The organism is Pseudoclavibacter sp. JSM 162008 (genome assembly GCF_041366455.1).
Taxonomy (GTDB): Bacteria; Actinomycetota; Actinomycetes; order Actinomycetales; family Microbacteriaceae; genus Pseudoclavibacter.
Genome location: NZ_JBEWYX010000016.1, coordinates 14175 through 31378, shown reverse-complemented (window position 1 = coordinate 31378; position 17204 = coordinate 14175). Strand labels below are relative to the sequence as shown.

16 protein-coding genes and 1 pseudogene are annotated in these 17204 nt (G+C 68.8%); 13 read left to right on the top strand and 4 right to left on the bottom strand.

Going from position 1 to position 17204, the window contains the following annotated elements; genetic code table 11:
- Positions 1-3: 3 nt before the first annotated feature.
- Complete coding sequence (locus ABVF28_RS13255) at positions 4-1011, bottom strand: LacI family DNA-binding transcriptional regulator (RefSeq protein WP_371030822.1); 1008 nt, start codon at positions 1009-1011, stop codon at positions 4-6.
- 177 nt (positions 1012-1188) lie between these two features.
- Here ABVF28_RS13255 and ABVF28_RS13250 point away from each other — a divergent pair, with 177 nt between their 5' ends.
- The 9 genes from ABVF28_RS13250 (at position 1189) to ABVF28_RS13210 (ending at position 10840) form a co-directional block, all read left to right on the top strand.
- Positions 1189-2178: an ABC transporter substrate-binding protein gene (locus ABVF28_RS13250; RefSeq protein ID WP_307852801.1), complete on the top strand. Its 990-nt coding sequence runs from the start codon at positions 1189-1191 to the stop codon at positions 2176-2178.
- A gap of 129 nt (positions 2179-2307) precedes the next feature.
- Entirely contained in the window at positions 2308-3888 is a 1581-nt protein-coding gene (locus tag ABVF28_RS13245; protein WP_371030821.1) for a sugar ABC transporter ATP-binding protein, read from the top strand.
- Positions 3885-5021, top strand: a complete 1137-nt coding sequence (locus ABVF28_RS13240) for an ABC transporter permease (protein ID WP_371030820.1) — start codon at positions 3885-3887, stop codon at positions 5019-5021. Before ABVF28_RS13245 ends, ABVF28_RS13240 begins: the two co-directional genes overlap by 4 nt.
- Positions 5018-6043, top strand: a complete 1026-nt coding sequence (locus tag ABVF28_RS13235) for an ABC transporter permease (protein WP_371030819.1) — start codon at positions 5018-5020, stop codon at positions 6041-6043. The genes ABVF28_RS13240 and ABVF28_RS13235 overlap by 4 nt, the downstream gene beginning before the upstream one ends.
- A gap of 84 nt (positions 6044-6127) precedes the next feature.
- Positions 6128-7402, top strand: a complete 1275-nt coding sequence (locus tag ABVF28_RS13230; RefSeq protein WP_371030818.1) for a M23 family metallopeptidase — start codon at positions 6128-6130, stop codon at positions 7400-7402.
- A 137-nt stretch (positions 7403-7539) separates the two neighbouring features.
- Positions 7540-8649, top strand: coding sequence for a type III polyketide synthase (locus ABVF28_RS13225; RefSeq protein ID WP_371030817.1), 1110 nt, complete (start codon positions 7540-7542; stop codon positions 8647-8649).
- A gap of 82 nt (positions 8650-8731) precedes the next feature.
- Positions 8732-9460, top strand: a complete 729-nt coding sequence (locus tag ABVF28_RS13220; protein ID WP_371030816.1) for a class I SAM-dependent methyltransferase — start codon at positions 8732-8734, stop codon at positions 9458-9460.
- A gap of 90 nt (positions 9461-9550) precedes the next feature.
- On the top strand, positions 9551-9889 hold the full coding sequence (locus ABVF28_RS13215) for a hypothetical protein (RefSeq protein ID WP_371030815.1): 339 nt from the start codon (positions 9551-9553) through the stop codon (positions 9887-9889).
- 144 nt (positions 9890-10033) lie between these two features.
- Positions 10034-10840: a nitroreductase family protein gene (locus ABVF28_RS13210; RefSeq protein ID WP_211891098.1), complete on the top strand. Its 807-nt coding sequence runs from the start codon at positions 10034-10036 to the stop codon at positions 10838-10840.
- Positions 10841-10992: 152 nt separating this feature from the next.
- Here ABVF28_RS13210 and hutH read toward each other — a convergent pair whose 3' ends face one another.
- A complete protein-coding gene (gene hutH / locus ABVF28_RS13205; RefSeq protein WP_371030814.1) occupies positions 10993-12606 on the bottom strand; it encodes a histidine ammonia-lyase in 1614 nt (537 codons plus the stop codon).
- A 315-nt stretch (positions 12607-12921) separates the two neighbouring features.
- On the opposite strand from hutH, the pseudogene ABVF28_RS13200 reads away from it, so the two are divergent.
- A pseudogene (locus tag ABVF28_RS13200) lies at positions 12922-13663 on the top strand (IclR family transcriptional regulator).
- Between the two features lie 21 nt (positions 13664-13684).
- Here ABVF28_RS13200 and ABVF28_RS13195 read toward each other — a convergent pair.
- A complete protein-coding gene (locus ABVF28_RS13195; RefSeq protein ID WP_104310657.1) occupies positions 13685-13927 on the bottom strand; it encodes a hypothetical protein in 243 nt (80 codons plus the stop codon).
- Between the two features lie 156 nt (positions 13928-14083).
- Here ABVF28_RS13195 and ABVF28_RS13190 point away from each other — a divergent pair, with 156 nt between their 5' ends.
- The gene (locus ABVF28_RS13190) at positions 14084-14818 is read left to right on the top strand and encodes an SDR family NAD(P)-dependent oxidoreductase (RefSeq protein WP_371030813.1); all 735 of its coding nucleotides are present in this window, start codon (positions 14084-14086) and stop codon (positions 14816-14818) included.
- A 171-nt stretch (positions 14819-14989) separates the two neighbouring features.
- Here ABVF28_RS13190 and ABVF28_RS13185 read toward each other — a convergent pair whose 3' ends face one another.
- A complete protein-coding gene (locus ABVF28_RS13185) occupies positions 14990-16012 on the bottom strand; it encodes a VOC family protein (protein WP_211891093.1) in 1023 nt (340 codons plus the stop codon).
- 174 nt (positions 16013-16186) lie between these two features.
- On the opposite strand from ABVF28_RS13185, the gene ABVF28_RS13180 reads away from it, so the two are divergent.
- Both ABVF28_RS13180 and ABVF28_RS13175 read left to right on the top strand, forming a co-directional pair.
- The gene (locus ABVF28_RS13180) at positions 16187-16936 is read left to right on the top strand and encodes an IclR family transcriptional regulator (protein ID WP_371030812.1); all 750 of its coding nucleotides are present in this window, start codon (positions 16187-16189) and stop codon (positions 16934-16936) included.
- A gap of 81 nt (positions 16937-17017) precedes the next feature.
- Positions 17018-17191, top strand: coding sequence for a hypothetical protein (locus ABVF28_RS13175; RefSeq protein ID WP_371030811.1), 174 nt, complete (start codon positions 17018-17020; stop codon positions 17189-17191).
- Positions 17192-17204 lie beyond the last annotated feature (13 nt).

The following is a 17204-nucleotide window of genomic DNA, read 5'->3' as shown; positions in this document are numbered from 1 at the left end:
GAGCTACAGTCGGCGGGTCGAGGCGCGCACGATGAGCTCCGGCAGCACGTCCGGGGCGCCCTGGGCTCCGTCGAGGAGTCGGGCAACGCACTGGGCTCCCGTCGCGGCGAAGTGCTGGCGCACGGTGGTCAGCGGGGGCCAGAAGTGCGCGGCCTCGGGGATGTCGTCGAACCCCACGACGCTGAGCTGCTCCGGCACGGAGACTCCGGCGTCATGCGCGGCGTGGAGCACTCCGAGGGCAGTCTGGTCGTTTGCGCAGAAGACGGCCGTCGCGTTCGACTCGAAGATGGTGGCGGCAGCGGCGTAGCCGGCTTCCGGGGACCAGTCCCGAGCGTCGACGTGCCGGGGCGTCAGTCCGCGAGACTCCATCTCGAGGCGGAAGCCCCGGAGGCGGGACGTGGCATCGATCCAGTCGCCGGGGCCGGCCAGGTGCACCACGTCGACGTGGCCCAGGTCGAGCAGGTGCGCGGTCGCGACCCGCGCGCCTTCGAGCTGATCCTCGGCCAGATCGACGCCCCCATCGTTCGTCCAGGTCTGCAGGGTCACGAACGGGATGCCCGAGGTCATGTTGCCGAGCACCTCGAGCAAGGGGGTCTGCGGCGCGACGGCGACGATGCCCTCGACGTTGAGGCTCGCCAGGTTTCCCAGCGCCTCCTCGATCGACGCGACATCGAGGCCGTCCGTCTGCTCGACGATCGTCGTGTATCCGCGCGTTCGTGCGGCCTCGGTGATGGCGATGATGCTCGAGGACGGGCCGTACTCGCCGCTGGCGGTCGAGAGGACGCCGAGTGTCCGGCTCCGCTTCGAGGAGAGTGCCCTCGCGGCGAGGTTGGGGCGGTAGTTGAGCTCGCCCATCGCGGTCAGAACTTTCTGCCTGGTCGCGGGCCGCACGCTCGAGTGGTCGTTGAGCACTCTCGAGACGGTCTGGTGCGAGACGCCCGCCGCCCGGGCCACGTCGAACACGCTGGCAGCCCGCTTCGGTTTCGTCGCATCCACAGGTCCGCTCGTCATTCGGCAATTATGCCCGCACGCGCGACGCAGTGCCGCCCGAATAACAATTCAGATTGACGGTTGCGTCCACTGGATGTGATCGATAACATTCCCGACAGATGCGAGGAAGCATTCAACTGCGCAGCGTCACGACCGGCCACGGCACGAGTGAACTGCTCTCAACGAGGAGAGACCAGCGTGAACAAGACAACCATCAGGACCATCGCCGGAATCGCGATGGCAGGGGCACTCACCCTGAGCATGGCGGCCTGCTCCGGCGGATCGGGTGACGCCCCCGCCGGGAGCGACGGCGAGCTCATCACCGTCGGCTTCGTCGCCGTCGGACCGGAAGGCGGATGGCGCACAGCGAACGAGCAGAACATCCAGGACTCGTTCTCGACCGAGAACGGCTTCGAGCTCAAATACGCCCCCGCCACCAACGGAGACCAGAACTCCCAGATCACCGCCTTCACCTCCTTCATCGACGAAGGCGTCGACGCCATCCTGCTCTCGGCAACGGAAGCAACAGGCTGGGAGAGCGTCCTCGAACGCGCCCAGGAAGCCGAAATCCCCGTCGTGCTCCTGGACCGCGGAATCGAGCCGAACGACGAGGCGCTCTACACGAGCCACATCGCCCCGGACAACGTGGGAATCAGCTCGGCTGCCGCCGAATGGGCGAACGGCCAGTTCGCGGACGGCGGCAACTATGTCGTGCTCGAAGGCCCTCCCGGCCTCTCCGTGGTCAACGACCGCAACAAGGGCTGGGACGAGAGCATCGACTCGAACCTGACGAAGCTCGAGAGCCAGTCGGCCAACTGGTCGACGGAAGAGGCCAAGAGCGTCTTCGAGACGATCCTCAAGTCGAACAGCAATGACGTGCAGCTCGTCTTCGCCCAGAACGACGAGATGGGCCTCGGCGCCGCCCTCGCCGTCGAGGAAGCCGGCCTCAAGCCGGGCACCGACGTCAAGATCATCACGATCGACGGCACCAAGGCTGCACTGGAAGCGCTCGCCGCCGGCCGCCTTTCGTTCGTCGCCGAGTACAACCCGCTCTTCGGAGACGTCGCCGTCGACGTCGTCAAGGCCGCAGTCGCCGGAGAGACCGTCGAGAAGAACATCGTCGTCGAGAGCGTCACCTTCGACTCCCCGGACGCAGCCACGGCCGCGCTCCCAGACCGCAAGTACTGACTCGAACCACGTTCATCGGTGCGCCACCGCTCTCTCGGCGGCGCACCGATGAACCCCACCCCCGACACTCGACGCCGGCCACCGGCAGAACGCTAGGCGATCATGGCAGCGAATCAGCCAATCGTTGAGATGAGCGGCATCTCAATCGAGTTCCCAGGAGTCAAAGCACTCCAAGACGTCAACTTCCGGCTCTACCCCGGCGAAGTGCACACGCTCATGGGCGAGAACGGCGCAGGCAAGTCCACGCTCATCAAGGCCCTCACCGGCGTCTACAAGATCGACGCCGGCGCCATCCGCATCGCCGGTGACGAGCGGCAGCTCAAGGGCACGGCGGACGCGCAGGCCGCGGGCATCTCCACCGTCTATCAGGAAGTCAATCTCTGTGACAACCTCTCCATCGGCGAGAACGTGATGCTCGGACACGAGATCCGAGGGCCCTTCGGGATCAACTGGCGCAAGACGAACGCCGCGGCCCGAGAGGCACTCGGCGCGCTCGGCCTCGAGCACCTCGACCCGAAGCGGTCACTCTCCAGCATCTCGCTCGCGATGCAGCAGCTCGTCGCGATCAGCCGGGCCATGGTCATCAAGTCGAAGGTGCTGATCCTCGACGAACCCACGTCCAGCCTCGACGCACAGGAGGTCGAGGGCCTGTTCGCCGTCATCCGCCAGCTTCGCGAGCAGGGGGTCGCGATTCTGTTCGTCTCCCACTTCCTCGACCAGGTCTATGCGATCAGCGACCGCCTCACCGTGCTCCGCAACGGCCAGTTCGTGGGCGAGTACGCCACCGCCGAGCTCAGCAGAGGCGACCTCATCTCCAAGATGATCGGCAAGGAGTTCTCCACCCTCGAGTCGCTCGGAGCGAACCGACGCGTCGACGCTCGAGATGCCGCAGACATTCCCCTCTACCGGGCGCAGGGCGTCGGCAGGAAGGGATCGATCGACCCCGTCGACATCGAAGTGCACCGCGGTGAAGTCGTCGGCTTCGCGGGGCTCCTCGGCTCCGGACGCACCGAGCTCGGGCGCCTGATCTATGGTGCCGACAAGCCGGACTCCGGATCAGCGCAGCTCAACGGGAATGACGTCGAGGTGCACTCTCCAGCCGCAGCGCTGCGGAAGCACATCGCCTTCTCCACCGAGAACCGGCGGGATGAAGGCATCGTCGGCGACCTCACGGTGCGCGAGAACCTGATCCTCGCCGTCCAAGCTCGGCGAGGCTGGGCACGGCCCCTCTCCCGCCGCGAGCAGAACGAGCTCTGCTCGAAGTACCTCACCGAACTCAACGTGCGCCCCGCTGACCCGGAGCGCGCCATCCGCAACCTCTCCGGTGGCAACCAGCAGAAGGTGCTCCTCGGGCGCTGGCTCGCCACGAAGCCCGAGCTGCTCATCCTGGACGAACCGACCCGCGGCATCGACGTGGGAGCCAAAGCCGAGATTCAGGAGACCATCGCGCAGCTCGCCGAAGACGGCATGTCGGTCATCTTCATCTCGTCGGAGATCGACGAGGTGGTCAGGCTCAGCGAGCGGATCGTCGTCCTCAAGGACCACCGGAAGATCGCGGAGATCGCGAACGGGCCGGACGTCACCGCGGACCTCATCGTCCAGACCATCGCCGCCGACGGAGTGGAGGGCGTCGACCCGGTCGTCGCAGACACGCCTGCCGCCCCGACCACACCACCCGCATCCGCCGACGCCGAGGGAGCACGCGCATGAGCCAGTCCACGGCCCCGCACACCACGTCGCCCGCAGGCCCCTCGCCCCAGGAGCCGCGGCGGGCGCCGGGCGCCATCCAGGTGGCACGAGGCGCATTCCGACAGCCCTACATCTGGGCTGTCGTCGCACTCGTCCTCCTCATCGTCATCAACCTGATCAAGGACCCGGGCTACCTCGGCGTCTCCGTCAATCAGGCCACCGGCGACCTCAACGGCAACCTCATCGACATCCTCCGCGCCAGCGCCCCGGTCATGATGATCGCCGTCGGCATGACCCTCGTGATCGCCACTCGCGGCATCGATCTCTCCGTCGGCTCTGTCATGGCCGTGGCCGGCGCCGTCTCGATGGAGTTCATGGCATCCGCCCAGAACTCGTTCGGCTCGGCGCTCACCGCCATCGCCCTGGCGCTGCTCATCAGCGCACTCCTCGGCACCGTCAACGGACTGCTCGTCTCGGTGGTCGGCCTGCAGCCCTTCATCACGACGCTCATCATGATGCTCGCGGGGCGCGGGCTCGCCAAGGTCATCACGGCCGGTCAGAACACGTCAGCCACCAACGACTCGTTCCGCTGGATCGCGAACGGCACCATCGCCGGATTCCCCGTGATCTTCCTGCTCGCCGTCGGCATCGTCGTCCTCGTCGCGCTGCTCGTGCGACGCACCGCGCTCGGCCTCATGATCGAGTCCATCGGCATCAACCCGAAGGCGTCCCGCATGGCGGGCATCCGCCCCATCGGACTCCTGTTCTTCGTCTACATCTCGAGCGCCATCCTCGCGGGAGTCGCGGGCATCCTCAGCACGGCCACCGTCATGACGGTCGAGGTCGCCAAGACCGGATCCGCGTCGGAAATGGATGCGATCCTCGCCGTCGTCATCGGCGGGACCTCGCTGGCCGGCGGCAAGTTCTCCCTCACCGGCAGCGTCATCGGCGCGCTCCTCATCGCGACGCTCGACAAGACCGTCGTCTTCCTCTCGATCCCATCCTCGGCAACGCCCGCGTTCAAGGCCATCGTCATCGTCCTCGTCTGCCTGCTGCAGTCGCAGCGTGTCCGCGACTTCTTCAAGCGACGACGAGCGCAGACCCCCACCGGGCCCGCGAGTCCCGCACCAGCACCAGAGGCGGTTGCCGCATGACCACCATCGTCGAACAGACCAGCGAAGTCACCCGGCTCGCGAAGTTCAAGCCGAACCTCGACTCCCTCCCGACACTCGCCGCCGTCGTCATCTTCGTCGGCATGCTCGCGTACGGGGAGCTCGCCTACGGCGGCATCCTGCAATTCAGCACGCTCTCCAACCTCCTCATCAACAACGCCTACCTGATCGTGCTCGCCATCGGGCTGACCTTCGTCATCCTGACCGGCGGCATCGACCTGTCCGTCGGCGCGGTCATCGCCGTCAGCAGCCTCATCGGAGTCATGCTCTCGAGCGCTGGACTGCCCGCGATCCTCGTGATCGTGCTGATGATCGGCATCGGCTCCCTCTTCGGCCTCGCCTCCGGAATCCTCATCCACTACTTCCGAGTGCAACCGTTCATCGCGACGCTCGCCATGATGTTCCTCGCCAGAGGACTCGCCTCGATGCTCAGCACCGAACCACAGCGACTCGCCGACGACTCGCCCATCCGCGGCCTCTCCGCCGAGATCAAGATCATCGATGGCCCGAAGATCAACGACCTCGTCGTCACACCGGCCGTCATCATCGCGGTCGCCACCATCGCGGTCGCCTTCTTCGTCCTGCACCGCACCCGCTTCGGGAGGACCGTCTACGCCATGGGAGGCTCGGAGCAGTCCGCGCTCCTCATGGGCCTCCCGGTCGCACGAACGAAGGTCGCGATCTACGTCATCAGCGGCACCCTCGCGGGCATCGCCGCCGTGCTCTACACGTCGAAGCTCGGCATCGCGCAGAACATCACGGGCGTCGGCTGGGAGCTGGACGCGATCGCCGCAGTCATCATCGGCGGCACGCTGCTGACCGGTGGCGGCGGGTTCGTGCTCGGCTCGGTCGTCGGCGCCCTCGTGCTCGGGCTCATGAACGTCCTCATCACTCGCGACGGCAGCATCCCACCGGAAGCGACGACCATCATCACGGGTGGCATCCTGCTCGTGTTCGTGCTGCTGCAGCGGGCCGTGACCTCCAGGAAACGCAGATCTCAGTAGGGGGTCGCCCGTCCAGCCTGGGTGCTGCCGAACCGGGGCGCATGCGGCCTGGCGGGCCTCCATCCGCGGGCCTAAGCTCAAGCCATGACCGGCATCACGGCGGGGAACGCGCGCGTCTTCGCGGTCGCCGTCGCGGTCGCGGGCCTCCTCGCTCTGAGCGCCTGCTCGGCGAGCCCGGCCCTCACGATCGGGGCGGATGCACCCCCGTCTGTCAGCGAGACGGCGCCGGTCGAAACGGGCCCTGGCGTCATCGGCGAGCAGTTCACCCCTGTCGTCGTCTCCGCGCTCGCCGACCCGATACCCGTGCTCGGAACCGACGAGCGCATCCACCTCGCCTACGAGCTGCAGCTCACCAACGGGTCGCCGTCCAAGGTGAAGATCACGGGAGTCGAGACGAGCGCGAGCGGCACAGCGCTGCAGGAGCTCGAGGGCGACGACCTCGACGATGTGATGCGCGTCGCCGGCACCACCGACGGCGGCGGGCTCGAGCTCGGCCCCGGCCAGAACGCAACCGTGTGGATGGACGCCACCGTCGCAGCCGACGCCGACGTGCCCGACCGCATCGAGCACACCGTCACCGTCGAGATGCCCAAAGCCCAGCCGCCGCTCTACGAGAAGACCATCGAGCAGACCACGCAGGCCGTGAGCGTCGACAAGCGCGACGTCGCCGTCATCGGCCCGCCCCTCACCGGCGACAACTGGCTGAACGCCAACGGCTGCTGCGGCCTCACCGCGCACCGCGGCGCCGTCAGCCCCATCAACGGCACCTACTGGGCGCCCGAACGGTGGGCCATCGACTACGTCAAGCTCACCCCCACCATGAAGCTCTCCGACGACGGCGCCCGCGACAACGCGCGCAGCTACCCCGGCTACGGACAGAACGTCATCGCCGTCGCCGACGGCCCCATCGTCGCCATCACCACCGACCGCCCCGAACAGGAACCCGGCACCGCACCCGGCCCAACCCTCACCCTCGACGAATACGGCGGCAACTACGTCGTGCAGGACATCGGCGGCGGCAACTACGCGTTCTACGCGCACCTCAAGACCGGCAACCCCTTCGACCTCCAAGTCGGGCAGCAGCTCACCCGCGGCGACCGCCTCGGCCTGCTCGGCAACACCGGCAACACCGACGCCCCGCACCTCCACTTCCACCTCATGGACTCCCCGAACCCACTCGCCTCCAACGGGCTGCCGTTCGTGTTCGACACATTCACGCTGGACGGGCAGGTCACCTCGCAGGCCGCCCTCGACGCCGGCGAGCAGGGCAAGGCCTATAAGGTCGACGAAGCGAACGCGGGGGAGCGAACCGGCCAGGTGCCGCTCACCGGGGACCTCATGACCTACCCCGGCGAGTAGCGCGCACGAGGGGGTCTGTCTCGCTTCCTCTCTGAAGGGTTCTTGCGGGTCTCGCTGGACCTCACGAGTTTTACGAGCCCTCGCGGCGCCGCCGCGCCTCGCGGATGCTCTCAGGATGCGAGGCGTACCGTCGTTGCGTGAGCGTGCACATCCGCAGCATCGGCACCGCAGTGCCCCCGACCGAGCTGCCGCAGACCCAGGCCCGTGACCTGTTCGCAGGTCAGCCGGGCATCAACCGCCTCGGTGCCCGCCTCATCGGCGCAGCCTTCGACGGCTCGGCGATCGACCGCAGGCACACGGTCGTGGATGCGCTCGCGGGCGGAGAGGACTCAGCGCTCGTCGCCGACGGCCAGGTCCTCGACGCGTCCACCGGCGCTCGCAACCAGCTCTACGCGGAGCGTGTCCCCGATCTGCTGCTCGGCGCCGCCCGCGCCGCGCTCGACGGCAGCGGCCTCGACGCAGGCGACATCACGCATGTCGTCACCGTCTCCTGCACCGGCTTCTACGCGCCCGGCCCCGACTACGAGATCGTGCGCGGCCTCGGCCTGTCTCCTCGCGTGCAGCGCTTCCACCTCGGCTTCATGGGCTGCTACGGCGCCTTCCCAGCACTCCGGGCAGCGGATGCATTCGCCCGCGCCGACCCGAACGCGGTTGTGCTCATCGTGTGCGTCGAGCTGTGCACCATCCACCTGACGAGCTCCAACGACCCCGAGCAGATCGTCGCGACCTCCGTCTTCGCCGACGGGGCCGCTGCCGCGCTCGTGACCGCGCGTCCCGCGCCGGCCGGCGCGAGCATCCTGACCATCGACGCTCTCGAGAGCACCATCACCGACGAGGGCGAGTCTGAGATGGCGTGGACCATCGGCGACAGCGGGTTCCGGATGCGCCTCTCGGGGTACGTGCCGAGCATCATCGGCGCCTCCATCGGCGACGTCGTCGAGCCGCTTCTCGCGCCGACCGTGCCGTCGGAGACGCCGCTGTGGGCGATCCACCCCGGCGGGCGGAGCATCCTCGACAAGGTCGGGCAGTCGCTCGGGCTCACCGAGGCGCAGCTCGCCCCGTCGCGCGGCGTGCTGCGCGACTACGGCAACATGTCGAGCGCGACCGTGCTGTTCATCCTCGAGCGACTCCTCAGCGACGGTGCCGACGACACCTACCTCGAAGGGGCCGGTGAGGCGCTCTGCGCGATGGCGTTCGGACCCGGTCTGACGGTCGAGGTCGGGCGGTTCACGCGGATGCGCGCGTGAGGGTCGCGACCTGGGCAGCGGCCGGCCGCGGTGCGATCCGGGACGTTTCCTTCGCCGCAGTCGCGCAGGCCGGGCCTGGGCTGTGAGGCCTCCCACGCTCCCGTCGCTTCGTCCCCTGCCGCGCGACACGACCTCGCTTGAGCTCATGGACGACCCCGACTGCGACCGCGACCGCCTCTTCGCGACATATGCCCAGTTCCGCGCCGTGAACGCGTTCGTCGCAGGATGGCGGCGCGTGTACCTGCGGGACGTGCGGCCCGTGCTCGACCGGCGGCGCGCATCCAGGCTGCTCGATATCGGCTTCGGCGGGGGCGACATTCCGCTCGCCCTCGCCGGCTGGGCGGCGCGCGACGGGCTCCGGCTCGAGGTCACCGCCATCGACCCGGATGAACGCGCGCACGAGTTCGTAGAGACGCGCGCGCTCACGCGGCGCGGCGTCGACTTCCGGGCGGCGTCGAGCGGCGAGCTCGTGGCGGCGGGGGAGCGGTTCGATATCGTCACGTCCAACCACCTGCTGCACCACCTCGACCCGCACACGCTCACCGGCCTGCTCGCCGACAGTGCGGCCCTCGCGCCGCTCGCCCTGCACAGCGACATCGAGCGCGGCCGCCTCGCGCTGGCCGCGTTCAGCGCCGCGACGAAGCCCCTCGACCGCGGATCGTTTGTGCACTACGACGGGACGCTGTCCATCCGCCGCAGCTACACGGCCCCCGAACTCCGTGCCGCGGTGCCTCAGGGCTGGCACGTGCGACGCCAGTTCCCCTACCGACTGCTGCTGACCCGAGACGAGACGCTCACACCGCAACGGTGAGCGGATGCTCGTCCCGCGCTGAGCTCCTGGCTCCGGCTCCTTGCACCGGCTCCAGCCTCCGCTTCAGGCCGCCCGTGTAGTTTCGGCGTCGTGAATGTGCCCCCGCTGCTGGTCGCCGCGACGACGAGCTACGCCGCCAACTGCGCGCTTGGGGTCAGCGTCGCGACCGGAGTGGTGCGAACCGGTCGCTGGCACTGGATCCACCACGCTCTCTACATCTGCACATCCGCGCTGGCACTCGCCGCGGGCGTCGCGTTGCTCACGAGCCGCGACGAGAGCCGGCGCCGAGCCGGCAAGCTGCTGTTGCCGACCGCGGTGCCGCTCGCCGCGATCCCCTTCGCCGGCACGCACTCGAGACGCCACCCGTCGCTCGCCCTCACCGCAGCGCCCTTCTACGCGCTCGCGGTGCGGGCATCCACGCGCCGCTGACATCTGCAAGCCAAACAACCCTTCTTGGCCTTGTCCTGGCGATCGCTGCCAGCCGAATCGCCCTTCAGAGTGAGTGCTAGAGGGCCATTTCCCTGGCAGTGATCGCTCGGCATACGTTTCAGGCGGATACGACAGACTCAGCGCATGGAATTCCTCGACGTTCTGCGACGCCGCAAGACCACGAACGGCCCCTTCCTTCCCGATCCCGTCAGCGAGGAGCATCAGCGCCTCCTCATGGAGGTCGCCGGACGCGCACCCTCGCAGCTCAACAGCCAGCCATGGCGGTTCGTCGTCGTCGAGGCGCGCGAGACGATCGAGGCGATCGCGAGCATCAGTGGCGAGAGCATGACGACCGCCATGAGCAACGGCACGTTCTTCGAGCGTTACAAGCCGTACTTCCGCTTCAGCAAGGAGGAGATGGAGCAGCGGCGCGACGGGATGCTGTTCGACAAGCTCCCCGCACCGCTGCGGCCGTTCACGAGCCAGGTCTTCACGAAGCGCGGGCAGTTCCTCATGAACTCCCTGCGCGTGCCCAACACGCTCGGCGAGGAGAACCGCAAGCTCGTCGCCGGATCCCCACTCCTGCTCGGCGTCATGCTCGACCGTTCCGAGTACCGGCCGGGGGAGCTGTCGTCGTTCTACTCGGTCTTCAGCATGGGCGCGGCTATGGAGAACATCTGGCTCACCACCGGCGAGATCGGCATGGGGATACAGTTCGTGTCGTTCCCCATGGAGGTGCCCGGCCAGTGGGACAAGATCATCGACCTCCTGAAGGTGCCGGACGAGTTCGAGCTCATGGCCGTCTACCGCCTCGGCTACCTCCCCAAAGAGCAGCGCCGCCCCGCCATCGACTGGTCGTCGCACCAGCGCAAGCTGCCCTCGCAGTACGTCTTCCGCGACACCTGCGAGACCCCACAGCAGGGATGGGACGAAGGGCAGGCGAGCCACTAGCTCGGCCCCGCCACGAGCCTGCCGCAACTCCGTTTCGGGATGGGAACCTCGCTTCGTTGTGGGGAACTTCCCGCAACGAAGTGAGGTTCCCATCCCGCAATCGGGGGCTGCGCGCGAGCGAGCGGATGCGCGGGGTCAGGACACCGCGTCTGTCACCTCGCGGGGTCAGGCGCGATTGAGTTCGCGAGGGCGGTCCGCGCGACTTCGCCCGACAGTACGAGTTCGGCCACAGCCTCCATCTCGGGGCTGAGGAAGCGGTCGGGGCCAGCGCCGGCGGAGACGGTGGCGACGAGATCACGGACGGCTGCGGTCGCGCGGCCGGGCTCGAGCGGGGCTCGCAGCTCCAGTGCCCTCGCGCCGGTGAGCACCTCGATGGCGAGCACCCGCCCGAGCCCGTCGAGGGCGCGGCGCAGCTTCCGCGCCGCGGCCCACCCCATCGACACGTGGTCCTCCTGCATCGCCGACGACGGGATCGAGTCGACGGATGCCGGCATCGCCAGCCGCTTCAGCTCAGACACGATGCCTGCAGCCGCGTATTGCGCGATCATGAGGCCGGAGTCGACGCCGACTTCGTGTGCGAGGAACGGCGGCAGCCCGCGGTTGCGGGCCGGGTCGAGGGCGCGGTCGGTGCGCCGCTCGGAGATGCTCGCCACGTCGGCGACCGCGATGGCGAGGAAGTCGAGCACGTACGCGACGGGCGCCCCGTGGAAGTTGCCGTTCGAGGCGACCCGGCCATCCACCGTCACGACGGGGTTGTCGACGGCGGATGCGAGCTCACGCGAGGCGATCAGCGCCGCGTGTGCGACCGTGTCGCGGGCCGCGCCGTGCACCTGCGGGGAGCAGCGCAGTGAGTAGGCGTCCTGCACCCGGCCGTCGTCCGCGCCGCGGTGGCTCGCGATGATGGGGGAGCCGGCGAGGAAACGCCGCAGGTTCGTGGCCGAGTCGCCCTGCCCGAGCTGAGGGCGCAGGGCCTGCAGATCAGCGGCGAAGACGGCGTCGGTCGCGAACTGACTCTCGACCGACATCGCCGCCGCGACGTCCGCCGTCGTGAGCAGCATCTCGATGTCGTGGATGGCGAGCAGCAGCATCCCGAGCATCCCGTCCGTGCCGTTGATGAGCGCCAGGCCTTCCTTCTCGCGGAGCACGAGTGGCTCGATGCCGGCTGCGACGAGCGCGTCCCGGGCATCCACCTCGGTGCCGGATGCGTCGCGCACCGTGCCCTCGCCCGTCGCGGCGAGCGCCAGGTGGGAGAGCGGGGCGAGGTCACCCGAGCAGCCGAGCGAGCCGTACTCGCGCACGATCGGCGTGATGCCAGCGTTGAGCATCGCCGCGTACGTCTCGACCACGACGGGCCGCACGCCGGTCCGCCCCGTCGCGAGGGTCTGCAGGCGGAGCAGCTGCAGCGCGCGGATCACCTCGCGCTCCACTTCAGGGCCGGTGCCGGCCGCGTGTGACCGCACGAGGCTCGCCTGCAGCTGCACGCGCCGCTCGGGCGCGATGAACGTCGTCGCCAGCGCGCCGAAGCCCGTCGAGATGCCGTAGTGCGGGTTCGGGTCGTCGGCGAGGCGCTCGATGAGCTCGCGAGAGTGGGCGACCTCGGCAAGAGCCGCCGGGGCAACCTCGACGCGAGCGCCGTGACGCGCGACCGCGACGACCTCGGTTGGTTCGAGCGGGCGCACGCCGAGGACGACGGTCTCGGAGCTGACCGTGCTGCCGACGTCGTCGCGCGGCTCGTTGTGACCGGTGGCGGGTGCTGCTGTGCTCATGTGTCGATTCCACTCCACCCGTTGCGCGATGTCTGCGCGGGGAGGACACTCAGTGTCTGTGATCTCAGACGATTGGCTCGGCGGCGGCGACCGGAGACCTGCCGCGCAGTTGGCGGTCGGCTCGGTGTCCAACTTGAGTGCAATATCCGCCATTTGGGAGCTCTTCGCGCTGTTCTGGCCGCTTTCTGCACTGATGTTGGACAGGTCTGCAGCGATAGCCACCGCGACGGGCGCCCCCAGGCCGAGGTCCCATCGTCGCCTGGCAGAGGCAATCGTGTGACCGAGGTCAGCGGTGAAGCGCCCGCCCGCGCCCAGGTGCCGGCGGCCGATCAGACCCTCGCGATCCTCAGCTTCTTGAGCCACCAGCGTGGCCCCGTCGCGGCGAGCACCATCGCGACGCAGCTCGGCATCCCGCGGTCGACCGTCTACCACCTGCTGGCGACGCTCCTCGAGCGGCGCTTCGTCGTGCACCTCCGCGGTGAGCGCCGTTGGGGTCTCGGCACGGCTGCGTTCGAGCTCGCCGGCGGATACGCACGGCAGGAGCCCCTCGCCCGAGTCGGCCACCCGGTGGTCGCCGACCTCGTCGACCAGGTGGGGGAGAGCGCGCACCTCGCCGTGATGAGCGGCCGCGACGTGCTCTACATCGTCGACGAGCGCGCGCCGCGCCGCCCGGTGCTCGTCGCCGACGTGGGCGTGCGGCTCCCGGCGCACCTCACCGCATCCGGCCGCGCGATGCTGGCCGCGATGCCACAGAAGCAGGTGCGAGCGCTGTACCCGGATGCTGCGTCATTCGCAGACCGCACGGGCCGCGGCCCGAGAACCCCCCCGCGAGCTGCGGGTGATCCTGGACGGCATCCGCAGCGGCGCGTTCGCGTCAGAGAACGGCGAGGTGTCCGTTGGGATGCGCTCTGTCGGGATGCCCGTGCTCGACCACGCGGGTTGGCCCGCAGCGGCGCTCGCCGTCACGTGGTCCGAGGAGCGCCCGCAGGACGAGGCCCGCCTGCGGGCGCTGCTCGAGGGAGCCGCGGGAGAGATCAGGCGCCGTATCCATGGCTGATAGGCGGCCCGACAGGTCGGCTCAGCTGAGGTGCGGCGGGTTGCTGGTGTCTGGCTCGTAGTCGGTGGTTCCGAGCGGATGCCGTCTGCGCTGCCTGGCGCCCTTGATCATCGTGACGGCGCCGTAGCCGCCGGCGAATCCTCCCACCCAGGTGAGCGCGTGCAGGTAGGCGGGGCCGCCCATGAGGTCGGCGACGAGGGCGATCACGCCGAGCGCGAGCCCCGCGACGAGGTATCCGAGTGCGAGGCCTTCTTGTCGAGTCATGTTCGTCTCCTTATGACAGGCAAGCGTGGGGGCTGACGCCGCTGAGCGTAGGGCCGATCGATCCGGCCGCTGGGGCCCTTGCGCGGCGTCAGCTTTCTGCGCTAGGCCCGGGAAAGGCCTGGGCGCGCTGAACCCGGCGGGTGTGAGGATGGGCGCATGGCTCGCATCCTCATCACCGGTTCCACTGACGGTCTTGGCCGCGCGACGGCCGAGGCGCTGCTCGACCAGGGGCACGAGGTTATCGTGCACGCGCGCAACCCGGGGCGAGCGGACGCGGTGGCGACGCTGGTTCGGCGAGGCGCGGACGTCGTCGTCGCTGACCTCGCCGACCGCGAGGCGGTGCTGGATGCCACGCGCGAGCTGAACGACAGCGCGGCCATCGACGCGGTCATTCACAATGCCGGAGTCCTCTCGGGCCCCAGCCTCCTGCCGGTCAACGTGGTCGCGCCCTACCTCTTCACCGCGCTGCTGAGCACCCCGACCCGGCACGTCTACCTGAGCAGCAGCATGCACCGAGACGGCAGAGCGACGCTCGACGGACTCGACTGGACGGGTGAATCAGTGTCTGCGAGCTACTCCGACACGAAGCTGCTCGTCGCGGCCTTCTCGGCCGCGGTCGCAGAGCGATGGGCTCCTCGCGTGCTCGCGAACTCCGTCGACCCCGGCTGGGTGGCGACGAAGATGGGCGGCGCCGGGGCGCCAGACGACTTCGACCTGGGCCATGAGACGCAGGAGCGCCTCGCAGTCGACCCCGATCTGCAGGTCACGGGCGGCTACTGGCATCACGGCGCGCAGCAGCAGCCCGCGAGCGGGGTGCGCGACCCGGAGTTCCGTGCACGCCTCCTCGAGGAGCTCGCATCCGTCACCGGCGTCGCGCTCACTGAACGCTGACGCGCACCCCGGCCTGACGGGCACTCCGCCTGCCGCGCACGCGCGCGCGAACGCGGGCCCCGCGCATCCACCAGGAAAGGAGGACCTGGTGGATGCGCGGGGCCCGCGCAGATCTCGGTCGTGCGGATCTCACGTCGCCGCTGGAGACACGGCGACGTCGCTCGGTGCGCTCTAGCCGCGGCCCTGCACGGCGTACGGGTTGAGGATGGCCTCTTCCGTGCCGGGGAGGATGCCTTCTTCGGTGGCGGTGGGGTGGCCAGCGTCTGGCGGGAACGACTCGGTCATGGAGAGCGGCATGGCGCCGTTGCGGTAGAGGTTGTTGGAACCGGTGGACGGCTTCCAGTCGTTGGGCTCCCAGTCGGGCACGTAGTTGCGGTAGCCGCCGGTGTTGACCTCGATGCGCATGCCGCTGGGGTCGCGGAGGTAGAGGAAGCTCTGCTCGCCGATGCCGTGGATGGAGGGACCGTACTCGATGGGGACGTTGTTCTCCATGAGCACGTCGGCGCCCTGGAGGAGCTCCTCGCGGGTGTCGACCCAGTACGCGTAGTGGTTGATGCGGCCGGGGCGCGACGAGCTGTCGAGGACAACCCCGAGGTCGTGCGACTTCTCGTTCGTGGTGAGCACGGAGAAGACCGTGACGGGGTGGTCGTCGAGCACCGTGTAGGCCATGATGCGGAAGCCGAGGACCTCGTTGTACCACTTCGCGAAGCCGCGCACGTCGGAGGCGGCGACGGTGACGTGGTCGAGCTGGCGGGGGCCGACGGCGTGCTTCGAGCGCTTCTCGGGGCGGTCGGGGAAGACGGAGGCGTGCTCGGCGTCTGCCTGGTACTTCTCGACGTCCCAGTAGAGCTCCATGGTGTGGCCGTATGGGCCGGTGAAGGTGTACGACTTGCCGTGGCCGACGCTCCGGTCAGCCCACTCGCCCTGCACGCCCGCTGCTTCGACGCGCTTGGCGGCCTCGTCGAGTGCCTCGGCGCTGGAGGTGCGCCATCCCATGATGTTGAGGGCGGCTTCGGGGCCCTCGGCGATGACGAGGCTGTACGTGTAGTAGTCGCCCCACGAGCGCAGGTAGACCTTGCCGTCTTCGCGTGCGACGACGCGCAGGCCGAACTCTTCTTCGTAGAACTTCACCGAGGCCGCGACGTCTGGCGTTGCGATCTCGATGTGCGAGAGGTGGGAGAGCAGTTTGATCATCGTCGATCCTTTTCGTCTGGTGCAGTGCGTCTGTGGCGGTTCTCGGCCGCGGTGTGCGCGTGCCGTCTTGGGCACATGACAACTTTCGTCTCGAACCCACATATCAGGGAAGCTGAACTTCATGATGCCGAGCATCATCGATGTGGATGCTCTGCTCGCGGCTACCATTGCGGCATGTCCGGTGGCGGTGGTGACGAGCGCAGTGTCGCGCAGAAGCTGTTCGCGATCGCCGAGGCGTTCTCCGCGCGGGAGGAGCTGACGCTCACGCAGATCGCGGCGGCGGCGAACCTGCCGGTGTCGACGGCGCACCGCATGCTCGCATCCTGGACCGAGTGGGGCGGCCTCGAGCGCACGGATGCCGGCGCCTACCGCGTGGGCATCAAGCTGTGGCGCCTCGGTGCGCGGCGCACGACTGCGGAGCGGCTCCGCGCGATCGCCCGGCCCTACTTGGAGGACCTCCTCGAGTCGACGGAGGAGAACGTGCACATCGCGGTGCGGGATGGCCTGGGCGCGGTGTACCTCGAACGAATCTCGAGCCCGAGGGCGGTGCGCGTCATCTCCGACGTCGGCGCGCGTCTGCCCCTGCACGCCACGGGGGTCGGGCTCGTGCTGCTCGCGCATTCACCGCTCGAGGTCTTCGACGAGGTGGTCGCGTCGCAGCCGCGCCAGTACCTGCCGAACACGATGACCGACCCGAAGGCGCTGCGACGTCGGCTCGCGGAGATCCGCGCGACGGGTCTCTCGAGATCTGTCGAGGAGATGACGCCGGGGGCTTTCTCGATGGCCGCCCCGGTGGTGGATGCGCACGGCGAGGTTGTCGCGGCGGTCTCGATCATCGCGCACGTCGAGCGCCTCGCCGAGCCGCAGTTCGCGCTCGGGGTGCGGATGGCCGCGCGCGGGATCTCGGGTGCACTGGGGCGGTGACCAATCCGCGACCGGGTGCCGGGAATCGGTCAGGGGAGTCGTCCCCTTGAACGACGCGGTAAATGTAGCTAGGCTAACTACATGACTTCCGCGACCCCCACCACCACGCCCGAGAAGTCCTCCGCGCTGTCGTCCTCGGACACGTACTGGGACTCCTACCAGCAGCGGACGCTGCCCAAGGAGTTCCTCGCCCTCTGCGCGATCGGGGCGACTCTGAGCGTCGGTTTCCTCGCCGCGGTCTCCGCCTTCCTCTGAGCCCGGACTGGTC

What these genes read in the sequence shown, in the direction of transcription:
- ABVF28_RS13245 (WP_371030821.1), top strand. Translation starts at nt 2,308, where the DNA reads ATGAGCGGCATCTCAATCGAGTTCCCAGGAGTCAAAGCACTCCAAGAC.
- ABVF28_RS13210 (WP_211891098.1), top strand. Translation starts at nt 10,034, where the DNA reads ATGGAATTCCTCGACGTTCTGCGACGCCGCAAGACCACGAACGGCCCC.
- ABVF28_RS13240 (WP_371030820.1), top strand. Translation starts at nt 3,885, where the DNA reads ATGAGCCAGTCCACGGCCCCGCACACCACGTCGCCCGCAGGCCCCTCG.
- hutH (WP_371030814.1), bottom strand. Translation starts at nt 12,606, where the DNA reads ATGAGCACAGCAGCACCCGCCACCGGTCACAACGAGCCGCGCGACGAC.
- ABVF28_RS13235 (WP_371030819.1), top strand. Translation starts at nt 5,018, where the DNA reads ATGACCACCATCGTCGAACAGACCAGCGAAGTCACCCGGCTCGCGAAG.
- ABVF28_RS13175 (WP_371030811.1), top strand. Translation starts at nt 17,018, where the DNA reads ATGACTTCCGCGACCCCCACCACCACGCCCGAGAAGTCCTCCGCGCTG.
- ABVF28_RS13230 (WP_371030818.1), top strand. Translation starts at nt 6,128, where the DNA reads ATGACCGGCATCACGGCGGGGAACGCGCGCGTCTTCGCGGTCGCCGTC.
- ABVF28_RS13255 (WP_371030822.1), bottom strand. Translation starts at nt 1,011, where the DNA reads ATGACGAGCGGACCTGTGGATGCGACGAAACCGAAGCGGGCTGCCAGC.
- ABVF28_RS13185 (WP_211891093.1), bottom strand. Translation starts at nt 16,012, where the DNA reads ATGATCAAACTGCTCTCCCACCTCTCGCACATCGAGATCGCAACGCCA.
- ABVF28_RS13190 (WP_371030813.1), top strand. Translation starts at nt 14,084, where the DNA reads ATGGCTCGCATCCTCATCACCGGTTCCACTGACGGTCTTGGCCGCGCG.
- ABVF28_RS13195 (WP_104310657.1), bottom strand. Translation starts at nt 13,927, where the DNA reads ATGACTCGACAAGAAGGCCTCGCACTCGGATACCTCGTCGCGGGGCTC.
- ABVF28_RS13180 (WP_371030812.1), top strand. Translation starts at nt 16,187, where the DNA reads ATGTCCGGTGGCGGTGGTGACGAGCGCAGTGTCGCGCAGAAGCTGTTC.